The organism is Halalkalibacter suaedae, from assembly GCF_017939705.1.
Taxonomy (GTDB): Bacteria; Bacillota; Bacilli; order Bacillales; family Bacillaceae_D; genus Halalkalibacter; species Halalkalibacter suaedae.
In genome coordinates this window covers 1-15,080 of record NZ_JAGKSQ010000014.1, presented here as the reverse complement: position 1 = coordinate 15,080, position 15,080 = coordinate 1, and the positions used below count along the sequence as shown (strand labels likewise).

The following is a 15,080-nucleotide window of genomic DNA, read 5'->3' as shown; positions in this document are numbered from 1 at the left end:
GATTGATCTGGAGGCGTTACATTGTGAATTCAGACAGAATGATGGACATATGCATGCTATCTGGTCAAATTATGCTGACATACGGGGCAGAGACGTACCGGGTAGAAGAGACATTAGAACGGATGGCTAAATCAGCCCACTTTCGAAATGTTCATAGCTTTGTAACAACAACAGGTATTTTCCTTTCATTTGAGGAAGATGAAAAAGGCGATGTTATGCAAATGGTACGAGTGGATGATCGGCTTCATGATTTGAATAAAGTGACACTCGTCAACCAAGTTTCTAGAGAGTTTGTTAGTGGATTGATTGATGGTGACGAAGCCCTAAGGCAGCTCGAGGAAATTGCTAAAGCACCAATGAGTTATCCGACGTATCTCATTCATATTGCTTCAGGAGTTGCTGGTGGGGCTTTTTCGTATTTATTTGGTGGGAATTTAATGGATACGTTTCCGGCGTTTATTGCAGGTTTTATTGCCAGTTGGTGTATTGTTACCTTACAGGAATACACAAAGGTGAAGATCTTTGCTGAATTTATGTCAGCATTTATTGGTGGTTCAGTTGCAATCATTCTTGTTCTGCTTGGCCTTGGAGATAATTTAGACCAAGTTATTATCGGGACTCTTATGCCACTTGTGCCTGGGATACCACTCACAAATGCAGTAAGAGACGTTATGTCGGGGGATCTAATTGCTGGAGTTAGTAGAGGAGCAGAGGCGTTAATCACTGCCCTTTCGATTGCTACAGGAATTGCTCTTGCTATAGCTATCCTCACTTAGCTCCTTAGGAAAGGCAGGTAGAACAACATGGTTATTGAACTTATTCTTTGTTTTTTAGCAACCGTTGCTTTCGGGGTCATATTTAATGTTCCCAAAAAAATTGTGTGGTTTGGCGGATTAATTGGTGTATCAGCTTGGTTTCTACACTCCACACTCCCTACATACGGAATTTCAACGATTTTTGCGACTGCTGTTGCCTCATTAACTGCAGCAGCATTATCCCACATCCTAGCCAAGAAGATCCGTGTTCCCGTTACTATTTTTAGTATCCCTGGAATCATTCCATTAGTACCAGGAAGCAGAGCGTATTTTACAATGCTTGCTTTTGTTGATGGTGATTATATTCTTGGGTTGCAGCTAGGAATAGAAACAATGTTACAGGCTGGAGCGATTGCAGCTGGTCTTGTCTTTGCATTATCTCTTTTTTCGATTGGAAAAGGAGGAATTGGTCAACGTTATGAGATCAAACGTTCTTAAATTCATTGAGAAGCATAAACTCTTAAAAGAGGGTCAAACTATTTTTGTTGCTGTATCGGGAGGTCCTGATTCAATGGCGTTGCTTCATTTTCTCTGGGAGCATCGAACAATTCTGAAAATCAATGTTAAGGCAGTTCACGTACATCATCATTTAAGAGGTGATGAAGCTGATCAAGATGCAACCTATATTGAGAGATATTGCTTAAATTACCACATCCCATATATGAAGAAAGATGTGGATGTTCGGGGATATGCCAAGCAGAGGAATATTGGGACGCAGCTAGCAGCAAGAGAACTTCGCTATCAGTGGTTTGAGGAATTAGTAGATGAAAATAGTAGAATTGCTACGGGGCATCATGGAGATGATCAAGTGGAAACAATGATCATGATGAGTGTTCGCGGCAGGAACCCTTTAAAGGCAGTAGGAATTCCGGCCTTTCGTAAGTTAGGACATGGAGCTATCATTCGGCCATTTTTAGGAATAACGAAACAGGAAATTGAGCACTATTGTAATGATGTATCAATTGTTCCAAGAAGAGACTCTAGTAACTCTTCGAGGAACTATACACGTAATCGGTTTAGAGAGGATCTTCTTCCTTTTTTAAAAAGGGAGAATCCAAATGTTCACTTACATATGCAGAGACAGCAGGAATGGTGTTCTGAGGATCAACAGTTTTTGATGGAGCTAGCAGAGGAAATCTTACCAACGCTTATGCTCTCAAAAAATGAACAAAACGTTACAATTTCACAGCGAGCCTTCACAAAGATTAACATGCCTTTACAAAGAAGAGTGATTCATCTAATATTAAATTATCTTTACGGGAAAAATTCTCCATCGACAAATTTTATACATATTGAGCAAGTGCTCCACATGATGAATCGTGAACACATGAACGGGGAACATTATTTACCAAACTCTTTTTTATTTCGGCGAGACTATGACCGATGTCAATTTCTAAAGATTGAACAGGAAACATTGGTTCAAACGTCAGAAGAGCTAGCTATTCCTGGTAGTATAGCTTTAGGAGATTGGTTTATACGAGCCCACGTGACGGAAGAACAAGATCTGAACGAAGCTGATAACCAAATTATATTAGATTTGGAGCAGGTTCAATTACCATTAACTATACGACAAGTCCTTCCGCATGATCGAATGCTTTGTCGTGGTATGAGCGGGTCTAAAAAGATAAGGCGTTTATTTATTGATCGGAAAGTTGCCCATAATGAACGAAATGATTGGCCGCTTGTCGTTGATAAAATGGAAAACATTTTATGGGTTCCGCTACTCCATCGTTCTAGAGTTGCAAACGTTAATAGAAATACGTTGAAAAGACTAGTCCTCACTTGCAGGCGTCAAGTTGTCGATGTAGAGGATTGACATTTTAGGAGGTTTATTTTTTGATGAAGGACGAGATTAAAGAGGTACTCATTTCGGAACAAGAAATTCAAGACAAATGTCGTGAATTAGGGCAACGAATAACGGAAGAATATGAAGGTCGCTTTCCTTTAGTTGTAGGTGTATTAAAAGGTGCTATGCCTTTTATGGCAGATCTAACTAAGAGAATTGATACCCATATTGAAATGGACTTCATGGACGTTTCTAGCTATGGAAAGGGATTAGTCTCTTCTGGAGAGGTTAAAATACTAAAGGACCTCGATACATCGGTTGAGGGACGAGACGTTTTGATTTTAGAAGATATTATTGATAGTGGTTTAACACTCAGCTATTTAATTGAGCTTTTTCATTACAGAAAAGCGAAGTCAGTCAAAGTTGTAACATTACTTGATAAACCAGATGGACGTAAGGTTGATTTGGTTCCTGATATGGCTGGTTTCATTGTGCCAGATGCTTTCGTCGTTGGTTATGGGTTAGATTATATTGAAAGGTATCGTAACCTACCTTATATCGGTGTTTTAAAGCCTGAGATCTATGAGAGTTAACATTTGTGATAAAAAGGACAGTTATGATACGATAACTAAAGCTGTATTGTCGTGGGAGGAGGTCAAACATGAATCGAATATTTCGTAACACCATCTTTTATTTACTAATATTCCTTGTAATTATCGGAATTGTAAACGTGTTTAGTAATGATCAGACGGAAACAGAACCTGTAACTTTTACAGAGCTAACTCAGCGAATTGAGCAAGGTCAGGTTCGTGAGATGACCGTTAAGCCAGCTCGTGGTGTTTACTTAGTACGTGGTCAATTTACCGACCAAGGTGAAGATGAATTTTTTGAGACGAATCTTTTACAAAGCGAGCAAACGGCTGAGTTATTATCAAATGCAACAGGACCTGATGGTAACCAGTTAGTTGTTGATATTTTAGGAGCAGATGAAACAAGTGGCTGGGTAACCTTCTTCACTTCAATCATTCCGTTCATTATTATTTTCATTCTCTTCTTCTTCCTATTAAGCCAGGCTCAAGGTGGCGGAAGCCGCGTAATGAATTTTGGTAAGAGTAAGGCGAAGATGGTTAGTGATGAAAAGAAAAAGGCGAAGTTCAAAGATGTTGCCGGTGCAGATGAAGAAAAGCAGGAACTAATTGAAGTGGTTGAGTTTCTAAAAGACCCTCGTAAGTTCTCAGCTATTGGTGCACGTATTCCTAAAGGGGTTCTACTAGTTGGGCCACCAGGTACAGGTAAAACATTACTTGCAAGAGCTGTAGCTGGAGAAGCCGGTGTTCCTTTCTTCTCAATCAGTGGTTCAGACTTTGTGGAAATGTTTGTCGGTGTCGGTGCTTCCCGTGTACGTGATCTTTTTGAAAATGCGAAGAAGAATGCACCATGCATTATCTTTATTGATGAAATTGATGCGGTTGGTCGTCAGCGTGGGGCTGGTCTTGGTGGAGGGCACGATGAACGTGAACAGACACTTAATCAGTTGCTAGTTGAAATGGATGGTTTCAGTGCAAATGAAGGAATTATTATCATTGCAGCTACAAACCGTGCAGATATTCTAGATCCGGCATTATTACGTCCAGGTCGTTTTGATAGACAAATTCAAGTTAACCGTCCGGATGTCATTGGTCGTGAAGAAGTATTGAAGGTACACGCACGTAACAAGCCGCTAGATGATGATGTGAACTTAAATGCAATTGCTACGAGAACGCCAGGTTTCTCAGGTGCTGATTTAGAGAACCTCTTAAATGAGGCTGCGTTAATCGCTGCACGTGGCGATCAAACGAAAATTAGTATGATTCATATTGAAGAGGCAATTGACCGTGTTATTGCTGGTCCTGCTAAGAAGAGCCGAGTGATTTCTCCTAAAGAGAAAAACATTGTTGCATGGCATGAAGCAGGCCACACTGTAGTAGGTGTGAAGCTTGAGAATGCTGATATGGTACATAAGGTTACGATTGTACCTCGTGGAATGGCTGGAGGCTATGCAGTCATGCTTCCTAAGGAAGATCGTTACTTTATGACAGAGCCAGAACTACTTGATAAAATCATTGGTTTACTTGGTGGACGTGTTGCGGAAGAGTTGCAATTTGGAGAGGCGAGTACGGGTGCTCATAACGATTTCCAACGTGCAACAGGTATTGCCCGGAAAATGGTCACTGAATATGGGATGAGTAAAAAGCTTGGTCCGATTCAATTTGTGTCAGGTAACGGCGGCGGCCAAGTATTCCTAGGAAGAGATATCCAAAATGAACAGAATTATAGTGATGCGATTGCTCATGAAATTGATTTAGAGGTGCAACGCATTATTAAAGAATGTTACGAGCGCTGTAAGGTGATCCTTTCTGAGAATAAAGAAAGCTTAGATTTAGTAGCTGAGACGCTACTTAAATTAGAAACACTTGATGCGGAACAAATTAAATCGTTAATCAATGAAGGGAAGTTGCCTGAAAACCATCATACAAATCGTCATCTCGAGGCAAAAGGCGATTCAGATAGTGATGTTAAGGTGAACATCAATTCAAAGGTTGATGACGATAAAGAGGTAGATCCTACAACTGTTCAAGAGCATGTTGAAGAACCTACAAAGAAAAAAGATGAATAATTTGCCGAAAGAGGATGTCTTTTTTGACATCCTCTTTCTTTTTAAGTAAAAAGAAGGTATGGAATGAATTTGAATTTTTGATGAGGATGTTGCTGGTGGTGATGAGAGATGATATTAGTAATAGATGTTGGAAACACTAACCTTGTCTTAGGCGTGTATGAACAAACTGAACTAAAGTACCATTGGAGAATTAGTACGAGTAGACAAAAAACAGAAGATGAATGGGCAATGACAATAAAGTCATTATTTGAGCATGAGAAGCTATCTTTTTCACTCATTGATGGGATTATTATCTCATCTGTGGTACCACCGATTATGTTTACACTTGAGTATATGTGCAAAAAGTACTTCAAAATTAAACCGATGATTATTGGACCAGGGATTAAAACAGGGCTAAACATTAAGTATGATAACCCAAAGGAAGTGGGTGCTGACCGAATTGTTAATGCTGTTGCAGCGACTGCATTATATGATGGCCCGCTTGTTATTGTCGACTTCGGAACAGCAACGACTTTTTGTTATATTAACGAGGAGAAGCAATATATGGGTGGAGCGATCGCCCCGGGATTGTCAATATCAACTGAGGCTTTGTATACACGGGCATCTAAGCTGCCTCGAATTGAATTAATTAAGCCGAAAGACATTTTGGGCAAAAATACAGTTCATGCGATGCAGGCAGGAATATTCTATGGATATGTTGGACAGGTAGATGGAATTGTTAATCGATTGAAGGCCTTGTCTGACAACTCTGTTAAGGTGATTGCGACAGGTGGGCTAGCGTCGTTAATTGCCGGGGAAACAGAAACTATTGATATTGTCGAGCCTTTCTTGACCCTAAATGGTTTACAAATGATTTATGAAAAAAATGCTAAAGGTAGGTAATAAAGATGAGTGATTATTTAGTAAAAGCAACTGCGTTTGATGGAAAAGTCAGAGCCTATTCTCTTGTGGCCACTGATATGGTCAACGAAGCTGTGACAAGACAAGGGACTTGGCCAACTGCATCTGCTGCACTCGGAAGAGCGATGATGGCAAGTACAATGATGGCAACGATGTTGAAGGGTGATTCCAAGCTAACAGTGAAAGTTGAGGGTAATGGCCCTATTGGAGCCATTATCGTTGATGCAAACACAAAGGGTGAAACAAGGGGCTATGTCTCAAATCCTCAAGTGCATTTTGACTTAAATGAACATGGTAAATTAGATGTTGCGAGAGCAGTCGGGACAAGTGGTTATTTATCTGTAGTGAAAGATTTAGGGATGAAGGAGCACTTTACAGGTAGTGTTCCAATTGTTTCTGGAGAACTAGGTGAGGATTTCACTTATTACTTTGCGAGTTCAGAGCAGACACCGTCTTCAGTTGGTGTCGGTGTCTTAGTTAATCCAGATAATTCAATTCTTGCGGCAGGTGGGTTCATTATTCAATTAATGCCAGGTGCTGACGATGTCATTATAGAAGAAATTGAAAGACGACTTTCGACGATTCCACCTGTATCAAAGTTAGTAGAAGCTGGTATGCCTCCAGAAGAAATGCTTCAAGCGTTATTAGGGGATGATAATGTTAAATTTCTTGATTCAATGCCAGTCGTATTTGAATGTCGCTGTTCGAAGGAACGGATCGAAAATGCAATAATTAGTCTTGGCGAAACCGAAATTCGTGACATGATTGATGAGGATCATGGAGCAGAGACGAAATGTCATTTTTGCAATGAAGTCTATACATTTTCTGAAGAGGACCTTGTACAGCTTCTAGAGCAGACGAAATAATTTTTTGGGAATTTGTGAGACATAAATTGACTTATAATCATCTGTTTGATACTATCAAGTTAATAAAACCAATAAAATTACTAGGGATTGAGGGGGAGTTAGAATGAAGGTAGTAAATTCGATTACAGAGTTAATTGGGCAAACACCATTAGTTAAGCTAAATCGTCTTGGATCAGAGAATCACGCGGATGTTTATTTGAAGCTTGAATATATGAATCCTGGTAGCAGTGTAAAGGACCGTATTGGTCTTGCGATGATTGAAGCTGCAGAGAAGTCGGGAGAGCTTAAGCCGGGTGTAACAATTGTTGAACCGACAAGTGGGAACACTGGTATCGGACTCGCGATGGTTGCTGCTGCAAAAGGCTATAAAACGAAACTAGTTATGCCAGAGACAATGAGTATGGAACGTCGTAACCTCCTTCGTGCATATGGAGCTGAACTTGTACTAACTCCAGGACCTGAAGGAATGGGTGGAGCGATTCGCAAAGCGACTGAGCTTTCTCAAGAAGAAGGCTATTTCATGCCACAACAATTCGAAAACGAAGCAAATCCAGAAGTTCACCGTCTTACTACAGGTAAAGAGTTACTTGAGCAAGTAGATGGGCAAATCGATGGGTTTGTTTCAGGAATTGGAACAGGTGGTACCATTACTGGTGCGGGAGGTTTCTTAAAAGAACATTTTCCAAACCTTCATATTGCAGCAGTAGAGCCATCAGATTCTCCAATTCTTTCTGGTGGGAAGCCTGGCCCTCATAAAATTCAAGGTATTGGTGCAGGATTCGTACCGAAAATTTTAAAGACAGAAGTATATGATGAAGTCATTCAAGTTTCAACAGAGCAAGCGTTCGAATACGCTCGTCGTGCAGCACGTGAAGAAGGTATTCTAGGAGGAATCTCTTCTGGGGCAGCGATTTATGCAGCACTTCAACTAGCTGAGAAGCTTGGTGCAGGTAAGAAGGTCGTAGCGATCATCCCATCAAATGGTGAGAGATACCTTAGTACTCCATTATATCAATTTGAAGATTAATCCATATGCATCCAAAGCCAAACAGAGCTTTGGATGCATTTTTTGAAAGCATACACTCTTTCTCTTTTCTTATTTTCCATTGTTGTGCTTCCGCTATCATCTCATGTAGAATAGATGATAGAACTATGACGGGGGTGAAGGCATTGCCGAAACAATCAACAAGGCTTAAAAGAGTGAGGTCTTTCCCTCTTGTTGAAGAAAAATGGTTTAGACGCTATCAGCAACTTGCTAAAGACGAGCCTCAACATATCTTACTTGAGAGCGGTCGAGGTGGACGCTATAGTATTATTGGATTACATCCATTTGCAATTGTCTCTGGAAAGAACCAGCTTGTAACGGTTCGAGAAGAGAATAAGGTGTGGGAGTTGCGTGGCTCTTTATTAGATAGTTTAAAAGAAGTTCTCGCTCCTTACTATCAAGCAACTCAATTAGAGCTTCCGCCTTTTCAAGGAGGAGCAATTGGCTATATAAATTATGACATTGTCCGTGAAATAGAGAGTCTTCCAATGAATGCTAGAGATGATCTAGATATGCCAGATCTATATTTTATGTTGTTTGATGATGTTTTTATCTATGATCATGACCAGAAGAAAATGTGGGTCATCGTCCATGGGCATAAGCATGAGCAGCAACAATTGAAAGACAGAATTGAAATGTATATCGATATGTGGGAGAAAGAAGAGAGTATCAGAGATGACGTCTATTCTCCTTATACTCGTCAAGGAAATGAAAAGTCATCCCTAACTGAGGAAGAATTCTGCCATGCGGTTGAAAAGATTCGGAATTACATTAGTGCTGGAGATGTTTTTCAGGTCAATCTGTCGGTTCGCCAAACGAAACCATTAACAGTCGAGCCATTTCGAGTTTATAAGAATTTAAGGAAGCTTAACCCCTCTCCTTATATGAGCTATGTTCATACACCGGACTTTCAAATCGTAAGTGCTTCTCCAGAGTTACTTGTAAAGAAATATGGAAAAGAGCTTAGTACTAGGCCGATTGCTGGGACAAGGTCGAGAGGCAAGAATGAGCAAGAGGATGAAGAATTAGCAGGAACGTTAATAAACAATGAAAAAGAACGAGCAGAGCACGTCATGCTTGTTGACTTAGAAAGAAATGACCTAGGCCGAGTTTCATCCTATGGAAGTGTTGAAGTAAATGAACTGATGGTGATCGAAAAATACTCTCATGTTATGCATATTGTTTCAAATGTCAAAGGGACTCTCGCTGAAGGGAATACTCTCTATGATGTTATTAAGGCAACCTTTCCTGGAGGAACAATAACAGGAGCTCCGAAAGTGAGAACGATGGAAATTATCGAAGAGCTTGAACCAGTCAGACGAGGTCTTTACACGGGTTCGATCGGTTGGATTGGTTTTGACGAAAATATGGAACTGAATATTGCGATTCGTTCAATGGTTTGTAAGGACGGTCAAGCACATGTGCAAGCAGGGGCTGGAATTGTTATCGATTCAATTGCTAGGAATGAATATAAGGAATCATTGAAGAAAGCAAGGGCATTATGGAAGGCACTTGAAATGAGTGAAGAAGAGATGAGTAAAAAGCCAGTACAGTCGAGCTGAGGAGGAAAATAAGATGATACTAATGATTGATAATTATGATTCGTTCACGTATAACCTTGTTCAATATTTAGGTGAAATGGGGCATGACCTTATTGTAAAAAGGAATGATCAAATTACAATTGAGGAAATTGAACAGCTTGATCCTGAGTTTCTTATGATTTCACCAGGGCCATGTAGTCCAAATGAGGCGGGAATTAGTCTAGAAGCGATTTCGCACTTTGCAGGGAAGATCCCTATCTTTGGCGTCTGTTTAGGGCATCAGTCAATTGCCCAGGTTTTTGGTGGTGATGTTGTTAGAGCTGAGCGTCTCATGCATGGAAAAACATCCGATATTAGCCATAATGGAGAGACGATCTTTAAAGGGCTGTCAACGCCGTTAACCGCAACAAGATATCATTCTCTAATCGTGAAAAAGGAGACATTTCCAGATTGCTTAGAAGTTACAGCAGAAACGGAAGAAGGAGAAATCATGGCTCTTCGCCATCGTGAACTAGCTATTGAAGGCGTTCAATTTCATCCCGAATCTATTATGACAGCAGAAGGTAAACAATTGCTGAGAAACTTTATTGAAACGCATGGTAAGGAGAAGACTACGTGTACATCTATTTAAATGGGGAGATAATAAAGAGAGAAGAAGCCCGTATTTCTGCTTTTGACCATGGATTCGTATATGGGCTAGGTCTTTTTGAAACATTCCCTGTTATCAATGGTCATCCATTCTTGTTGGATGACCATTTTCAACGTTTGCATAAAGGACTGGAACAGCTAGGGATTAAGTGGTCTTATACGAGGACTGATGCTGTTAAGGTAATAAATGAGCTCTTAGAGATAAATAATCTATCTAATGCCTATGTAAGATGGAATGTATCAGCTGGTGAGGAGGATATTGGTCTTTATACAGGTCCATATCTCGAGCCAACGACGATTGTTTATATCAAACCATTACCCCTAACCCCTAAAGAGAAAAGAGGTAGGTTTCTTTCAATACCGAGAAATACACCTGAGGGAGATGTGCGGTTAAAGTCGCATCATTATTTAAATAATATCCTAGCAAAAAGAGAGTTAGGGAATGAGGGTAATGCAGAGGGCATTTTTCTTACTAATAGCGGTTATATTGCTGAGGGGATAGTCTCGAATGTTTTTTGGGTGAAGGAAGAAAGGGTATATACTCCTTCCATTGATACGGGGATTTTAAATGGTATTACAAGGCAATACGTGCTAGCCTTATTAGAAAAATGGAATATCTCTTACGAAGAGGGCCATTATCAACCCGATGATTTACTGAATTCGGATGAATGCTTTATAACGAACTCGATTCAAGAAGTGGTTCCTTTATTCTTTAAGGAAGCCCAAGAGCGCAAGGAACCTTCTCCTTTAATAACAAGGCTAAGGGAGTCGTTTAAACAGAATCGAACACTTCTTTGGAGTAAGGATGAACTGTGGGAGGACCAATAAAATGAATCAAGATTTAAAAAGTAAACTTCGGGAAAAGACACTTATAATGGGGATCTTAAATGTTACTCCGGATTCCTTTTCTGATGGTGGTCAGTTCAATGAAATAGAGAGTGCGGTTAGTCGGGCGAAGGAAATGGTTGCAGATGGAGCTGATATTATCGATATTGGTGGAGAATCGACAAGACCGGGAGCAACAATGGTTGACGCCGACGAAGAAATAAGGCGAGTTGTGCCGATTATCGAAGCTGTCTCACAAGTGGTGACTGTGCCTATCTCCATTGATACGTATAAGCCTGAGGTTGCAAAGCGAGCGATCCAAGCTGGAGCCGAGATTATTAATGATGTATGGGGTGCTAAGTGGGATCATGAGATGGCATATGTTGCTGCGACTTATCAAGTTCCGATTGTGCTCATGCATAATCGAAGGGATGTTTCGTATACCAATCTCATTGATGATGTCATTAATGATTTGAAGGAAAGCATTAGAATCTGTCAGGATGCTGGAGTTGTAGAAGAGAACATTATTGTTGATCCTGGCATAGGTTTTGCAAAGACGTATGAAGAGAATATGGAAGTGATGAGAAATTTAGAGACAATCGTACAGCTAGGGTATCCTGTGTTACTCGGGACATCAAAGAAATCCATTGTTGCAAAGACACTTAATTTACCGATTGATGAAAGAGTAGAGGGGACGGGAGCCACCGTCTGCTATGGTGTGACAAAAGGATGTTCAATTATGCGTGTTCATAATGTGAAGGAAATGAGCCGTATGACTAAAATGATGGATGCCCTAGTTAGAGGGAGTGGATAGGATGGATAGAATTTATTTAAATCAAATGTCGTTTTATGGCTATCACGGCGTGTTTGAAGAAGAGAACAAATTAGGGCAACGTTTTATTGTTGATGTGAAGCTAGGATTAGATTTAGCGAAGGCAGGGTTAACTGATCAGTTGGATGAGACAATTAATTACGGAGATGTATACAGTATCATTAAGCAGATTGTTGAGGGAAAGCCATATAAATTAGTTGAGGCGGTTGCGGAGAAAGTTGCCTCTGAATTACTTAGGTCTTTTGATAATTTAACTGAGTGTACAATTAAAGTAATAAAACCGGACCCACCTATCCCGGGACATTATCAATCGGTTGCAGTTGAGATTACGAGGTCAAGAGTATGAAGCATCTAGCTTATATTGCACTCGGATCTAATATTGGCCAACGGGAAGAATATTTAGAAAGAGCCATTCTCTTGCTTGATGAACATGAGAGAATAAATGTCATTGAACGATCTTCTATCTATGAGACTGATCCAGTAGGATATATTGATCAACAGGCTTTTTTAAATATGGTTATCTTAGTTCGAACGGATCTTACTGCGGAGAGGTTATTGACAGAGACTCAAAGAATCGAGTTAGAATGCGGAAGGACTCGTGAAGTGAAATGGGGCCCTAGAACAATAGACCTTGACATTTTACTTTTTGACCAAGAAAATATGGAGATGGAGAATTTGACGATTCCTCATCCTCGTATGTGGGAGCGAGCATTCGTCCTAGTTCCTTTAACTGAGATTGCACCAACCTTATATATTTCAGCATTAGGAAAGACGATCTTAGAATTATTTCATCAATTACCAGAGGAAGAAGGGGTAAGGGTATGGAACGAAACAGTGGGAAACGAATTAGAGCGTATCGTAAGCTCAAGGGATATACCCAAGAGAATTTTGCAAAGGAAGTAGGAATGTCTGTTTCAGTTTTAGGTGATATTGAAAGAGGAAATAGAGAACCTGATGAACAGATACTAGAGCGTATAGCTGTTGTCTTGAATATTTCAGAGTTTGATTTAAACAGCTAAATCGTATTAAAGTTGAATAGCGGCGTGGAAGCTGGTGGGGACATACCATTAACACACTTTACAGATCCGTATATCAGTACAAGGAAGTATAGAAGGAACGTCTAGTGCTGTTTGACTTTTCTTACTTACTTCACTATAATGCGTGTGTGAATACAATGCTGTCAGTGCGTGTCACTGACAGTTTTTCTACATAGAGGGATAACAGTGTAAAGAAAACTGAGGAGATGATGAATCAAGATGTCGCAGGAAGTAGAGTTAAATGACTTATTATCGGTTCGGAGAGAGAAGTTAACTCAATTACAAGATCAAGGACTCGATCCATTCGGAAGTAAATTTGAGCGTAGCCATACGGCTAAATCAATGAATGAAGCTTACGGTGATCAAGAGAAGGATAGTCTTGACGAGAGTGAACACGAAATTACCTTTGCTGGTCGTATCATGACTAAGCGTGGTAAGGGTAAGGCAGGATTTGCTCATGTTCAGGATTTGACAGGGCAAGTTCAGATCTATGTGAGACAAGACGCAGTTGGAGAAGAACAGTATCAACTATTTAATACAATCGATATTGGTGATATTGTAGGGGTTGTTGGAACTGCATTTAAAACAAAGGTAGGGGAACTCTCGATTAAAGTGACTGATTTCAAATTGCTTTCAAAGTCACTCAGACCTTTACCTGATAAATTCCATGGTCTAAAGGACATTGAACAACGCTACCGTCAGCGTTATGTTGATTTAATTATGAATCCAGAGGTACGTGATACGTTCGTGCTTCGTAGTCGCATTCTACAATCAATGCGTCGTTATTTAGATTCAAAGGGTTATCTTGAGGTCGAAACACCAACAATGCACTCAATTGCAGGTGGAGCATCTGCTAGACCGTTTGTGACTCACCATAATGCGTTAGATATGACTCTGTATATGCGTATAGCTATCGAGTTACATTTAAAGAGATTGATTGTTGGTGGATTAGAAAAGGTCTATGAGATTGGACGAGTCTTCCGTAATGAAGGAGTGTCAACGCGACACAACCCTGAATTTACAATGATCGAACTCTACGAAGCTTATGCTGATTACCATGACATTATGGAGTTAACAGAACAACTTGTTGCACATATTGCTCAAGAAGTTCTAGGGACGACTAAGGTAACCTATGGAGAATATGAAGTTGACCTTGAACCTAAGTGGAAAAGACTTCATATGGTAGATGCGATAAAAGAAAAAACAGGGGTGGATTTCTGGCAAGAGATGACGGATGAAGAAGCTCGCCAAATTGCTAAGGAACATAAAGTGCCGGTAAAAGAAACAATGACGTATGGTCATGTTGTGAATGAGTTTTTTGAGCATTTCGTTGAGGAAGAGCTTATCCAACCAACCTTTATTTATGGCCATCCACTTGCGATTTCACCATTAGCGAAGAAAAATGCAGATGATGAACGATTCACAGATCGCTTTGAATTATTCATTGTAGGGCGTGAGCATGCGAATGCCTTTACGGAGTTAAATGACCCTATTGATCAAAGACAACGGTTTGAACAGCAGCTTGTTGAAAGAGAGCAAGGTGATGATGAGGCTCATATGATGGATGAAGATTTCGTTGAAGCACTTGAGTATGGTATGCCGCCTACTGGAGGACTTGGTATTGGGATTGATCGTTTAGTGATGCTACTTACGAACTCGCCTTCGATTCGAGATGTGTTGTTATTTCCTCAAATGCGACATCGTGAACAGGGAGAATAAAAGGGTTATTTGGTCAGGGGCGGCATTAGCTGTTCTTGACCGTCTTTTTAAACAAGCTAAACTTTTTTTAAAAAAGACTTGCACAACAATATAGTTTGATGGTATATTATTTCTTGTCGCTAAGACGAGGACAAGCAACATTAAAAAAGTTGTTGACATATATTCGGTGCTTTGCTATGATATGAAAGTCGCCAATAAACGACAAAGAGTTCTTTGAAAACTGAACAAAAGCCAAGCGAAATAGAGATTTTACTGTTGGTTTCAACGGTAAGGACATCTCGTGAATTTAGACTTTTTTAAAAGTCAGCAACAAGTATTGAGCTATTTAAACTCAAACCAATTTTATGGAGAGTTTGATCCTGGCTCAGGACGAACGCTGGCGGCGTGCCTAATACATGCAAGTCGAGCGG

The 15,080-nt window shown here is 40.2% G+C and carries 16 protein-coding genes and 1 rRNA gene; all 17 read left to right on the top strand.

Annotation, left to right across the window (positions count from 1 at the left end):
- Window positions 1-23: 23 nt before the first annotated feature.
- Complete coding sequence (locus tag J7W16_RS20395) at window positions 24-776, top strand: threonine/serine exporter family protein (protein ID WP_419095866.1); 753 nt, start codon at window positions 24-26, stop codon at window positions 774-776.
- 27 nt (window positions 777-803) lie between these two features.
- On the top strand, window positions 804-1,253 hold the full coding sequence (locus tag J7W16_RS20390; RefSeq protein WP_210599322.1) for a threonine/serine exporter family protein: 450 nt from the start codon (window positions 804-806) through the stop codon (window positions 1,251-1,253).
- Complete coding sequence (gene tilS, locus J7W16_RS20385) at window positions 1,234-2,631, top strand: tRNA lysidine(34) synthetase TilS (protein ID WP_210599321.1); 1,398 nt, start codon at window positions 1,234-1,236, stop codon at window positions 2,629-2,631. The genes J7W16_RS20390 and tilS overlap by 20 nt, the downstream gene beginning before the upstream one ends.
- Before the next feature lie 23 nt (window positions 2,632-2,654).
- The gene (gene hpt / locus J7W16_RS20380; protein ID WP_472924501.1) at window positions 2,655-3,194 is read left to right on the top strand and encodes a hypoxanthine phosphoribosyltransferase; all 540 of its coding nucleotides are present in this window, start codon (window positions 2,655-2,657) and stop codon (window positions 3,192-3,194) included.
- A 68-nt stretch (window positions 3,195-3,262) separates the two neighbouring features.
- Window positions 3,263-5,257: an ATP-dependent zinc metalloprotease FtsH gene (gene ftsH / locus J7W16_RS20375; protein WP_210599319.1), complete on the top strand. Its 1,995-nt coding sequence runs from the start codon at window positions 3,263-3,265 to the stop codon at window positions 5,255-5,257.
- Between the two features lie 108 nt (window positions 5,258-5,365).
- Window positions 5,366-6,139 carry a type III pantothenate kinase gene (locus J7W16_RS20370; protein ID WP_210599318.1) on the top strand — a complete coding sequence of 258 codons (774 nt, stop codon included), beginning with the start codon at window positions 5,366-5,368 and terminating at the stop codon, window positions 6,137-6,139.
- A gap of 5 nt (window positions 6,140-6,144) precedes the next feature.
- Window positions 6,145-7,023 carry an Hsp33 family molecular chaperone HslO gene (gene hslO / locus J7W16_RS20365; RefSeq protein WP_210599317.1) on the top strand — a complete coding sequence of 293 codons (879 nt, stop codon included), beginning with the start codon at window positions 6,145-6,147 and terminating at the stop codon, window positions 7,021-7,023.
- Between the two features lie 103 nt (window positions 7,024-7,126).
- Window positions 7,127-8,050 (top strand): cysteine synthase A, encoded by a 924-nt coding sequence (gene cysK / locus J7W16_RS20360; protein ID WP_210599316.1) that lies wholly within the window; start codon window positions 7,127-7,129, stop codon window positions 8,048-8,050.
- A 125-nt stretch (window positions 8,051-8,175) separates the two neighbouring features.
- Window positions 8,176-9,630, top strand: coding sequence for an anthranilate synthase component I family protein (locus J7W16_RS20355; RefSeq protein ID WP_210599315.1), 1,455 nt, complete (start codon window positions 8,176-8,178; stop codon window positions 9,628-9,630).
- Window positions 9,631-9,643: 13 nt separating this feature from the next.
- On the top strand, window positions 9,644-10,240 hold the full coding sequence (gene pabA, locus J7W16_RS20350; protein WP_210599314.1) for an aminodeoxychorismate/anthranilate synthase component II: 597 nt from the start codon (window positions 9,644-9,646) through the stop codon (window positions 10,238-10,240).
- The gene (pabC, locus tag J7W16_RS20345) at window positions 10,225-11,085 is read left to right on the top strand and encodes an aminodeoxychorismate lyase (protein WP_210599313.1); all 861 of its coding nucleotides are present in this window, start codon (window positions 10,225-10,227) and stop codon (window positions 11,083-11,085) included. Before pabA ends, pabC begins: the two co-directional genes overlap by 16 nt.
- Window positions 11,063-11,896, top strand: coding sequence for a dihydropteroate synthase (gene folP, locus J7W16_RS20340; protein WP_419095865.1), 834 nt, complete (start codon window positions 11,063-11,065; stop codon window positions 11,894-11,896). The genes pabC and folP overlap by 23 nt, the downstream gene beginning before the upstream one ends.
- A gap of 1 nt (window position 11,897) precedes the next feature.
- Window positions 11,898-12,260: a dihydroneopterin aldolase gene (folB, locus tag J7W16_RS20335; protein ID WP_210599311.1), complete on the top strand. Its 363-nt coding sequence runs from the start codon at window positions 11,898-11,900 to the stop codon at window positions 12,258-12,260.
- Window positions 12,257-12,817 carry a 2-amino-4-hydroxy-6-hydroxymethyldihydropteridine diphosphokinase gene (folK, locus tag J7W16_RS20330; RefSeq protein ID WP_210599310.1) on the top strand — a complete coding sequence of 187 codons (561 nt, stop codon included), beginning with the start codon at window positions 12,257-12,259 and terminating at the stop codon, window positions 12,815-12,817. The genes folB and folK overlap by 4 nt, the downstream gene beginning before the upstream one ends.
- The gene (locus J7W16_RS20325; RefSeq protein WP_210599309.1) at window positions 12,736-12,933 is read left to right on the top strand and encodes a helix-turn-helix domain-containing protein; all 198 of its coding nucleotides are present in this window, start codon (window positions 12,736-12,738) and stop codon (window positions 12,931-12,933) included. The genes folK and J7W16_RS20325 overlap by 82 nt, the downstream gene beginning before the upstream one ends.
- Before the next feature lie 237 nt (window positions 12,934-13,170).
- Window positions 13,171-14,670, top strand: a complete 1,500-nt coding sequence (gene lysS / locus J7W16_RS20320; RefSeq protein ID WP_210599308.1) for a lysine--tRNA ligase — start codon at window positions 13,171-13,173, stop codon at window positions 14,668-14,670.
- A gap of 341 nt (window positions 14,671-15,011) precedes the next feature.
- Window positions 15,012-15,080 (top strand): 16S ribosomal RNA (locus J7W16_RS20315); the annotation flags it as partial.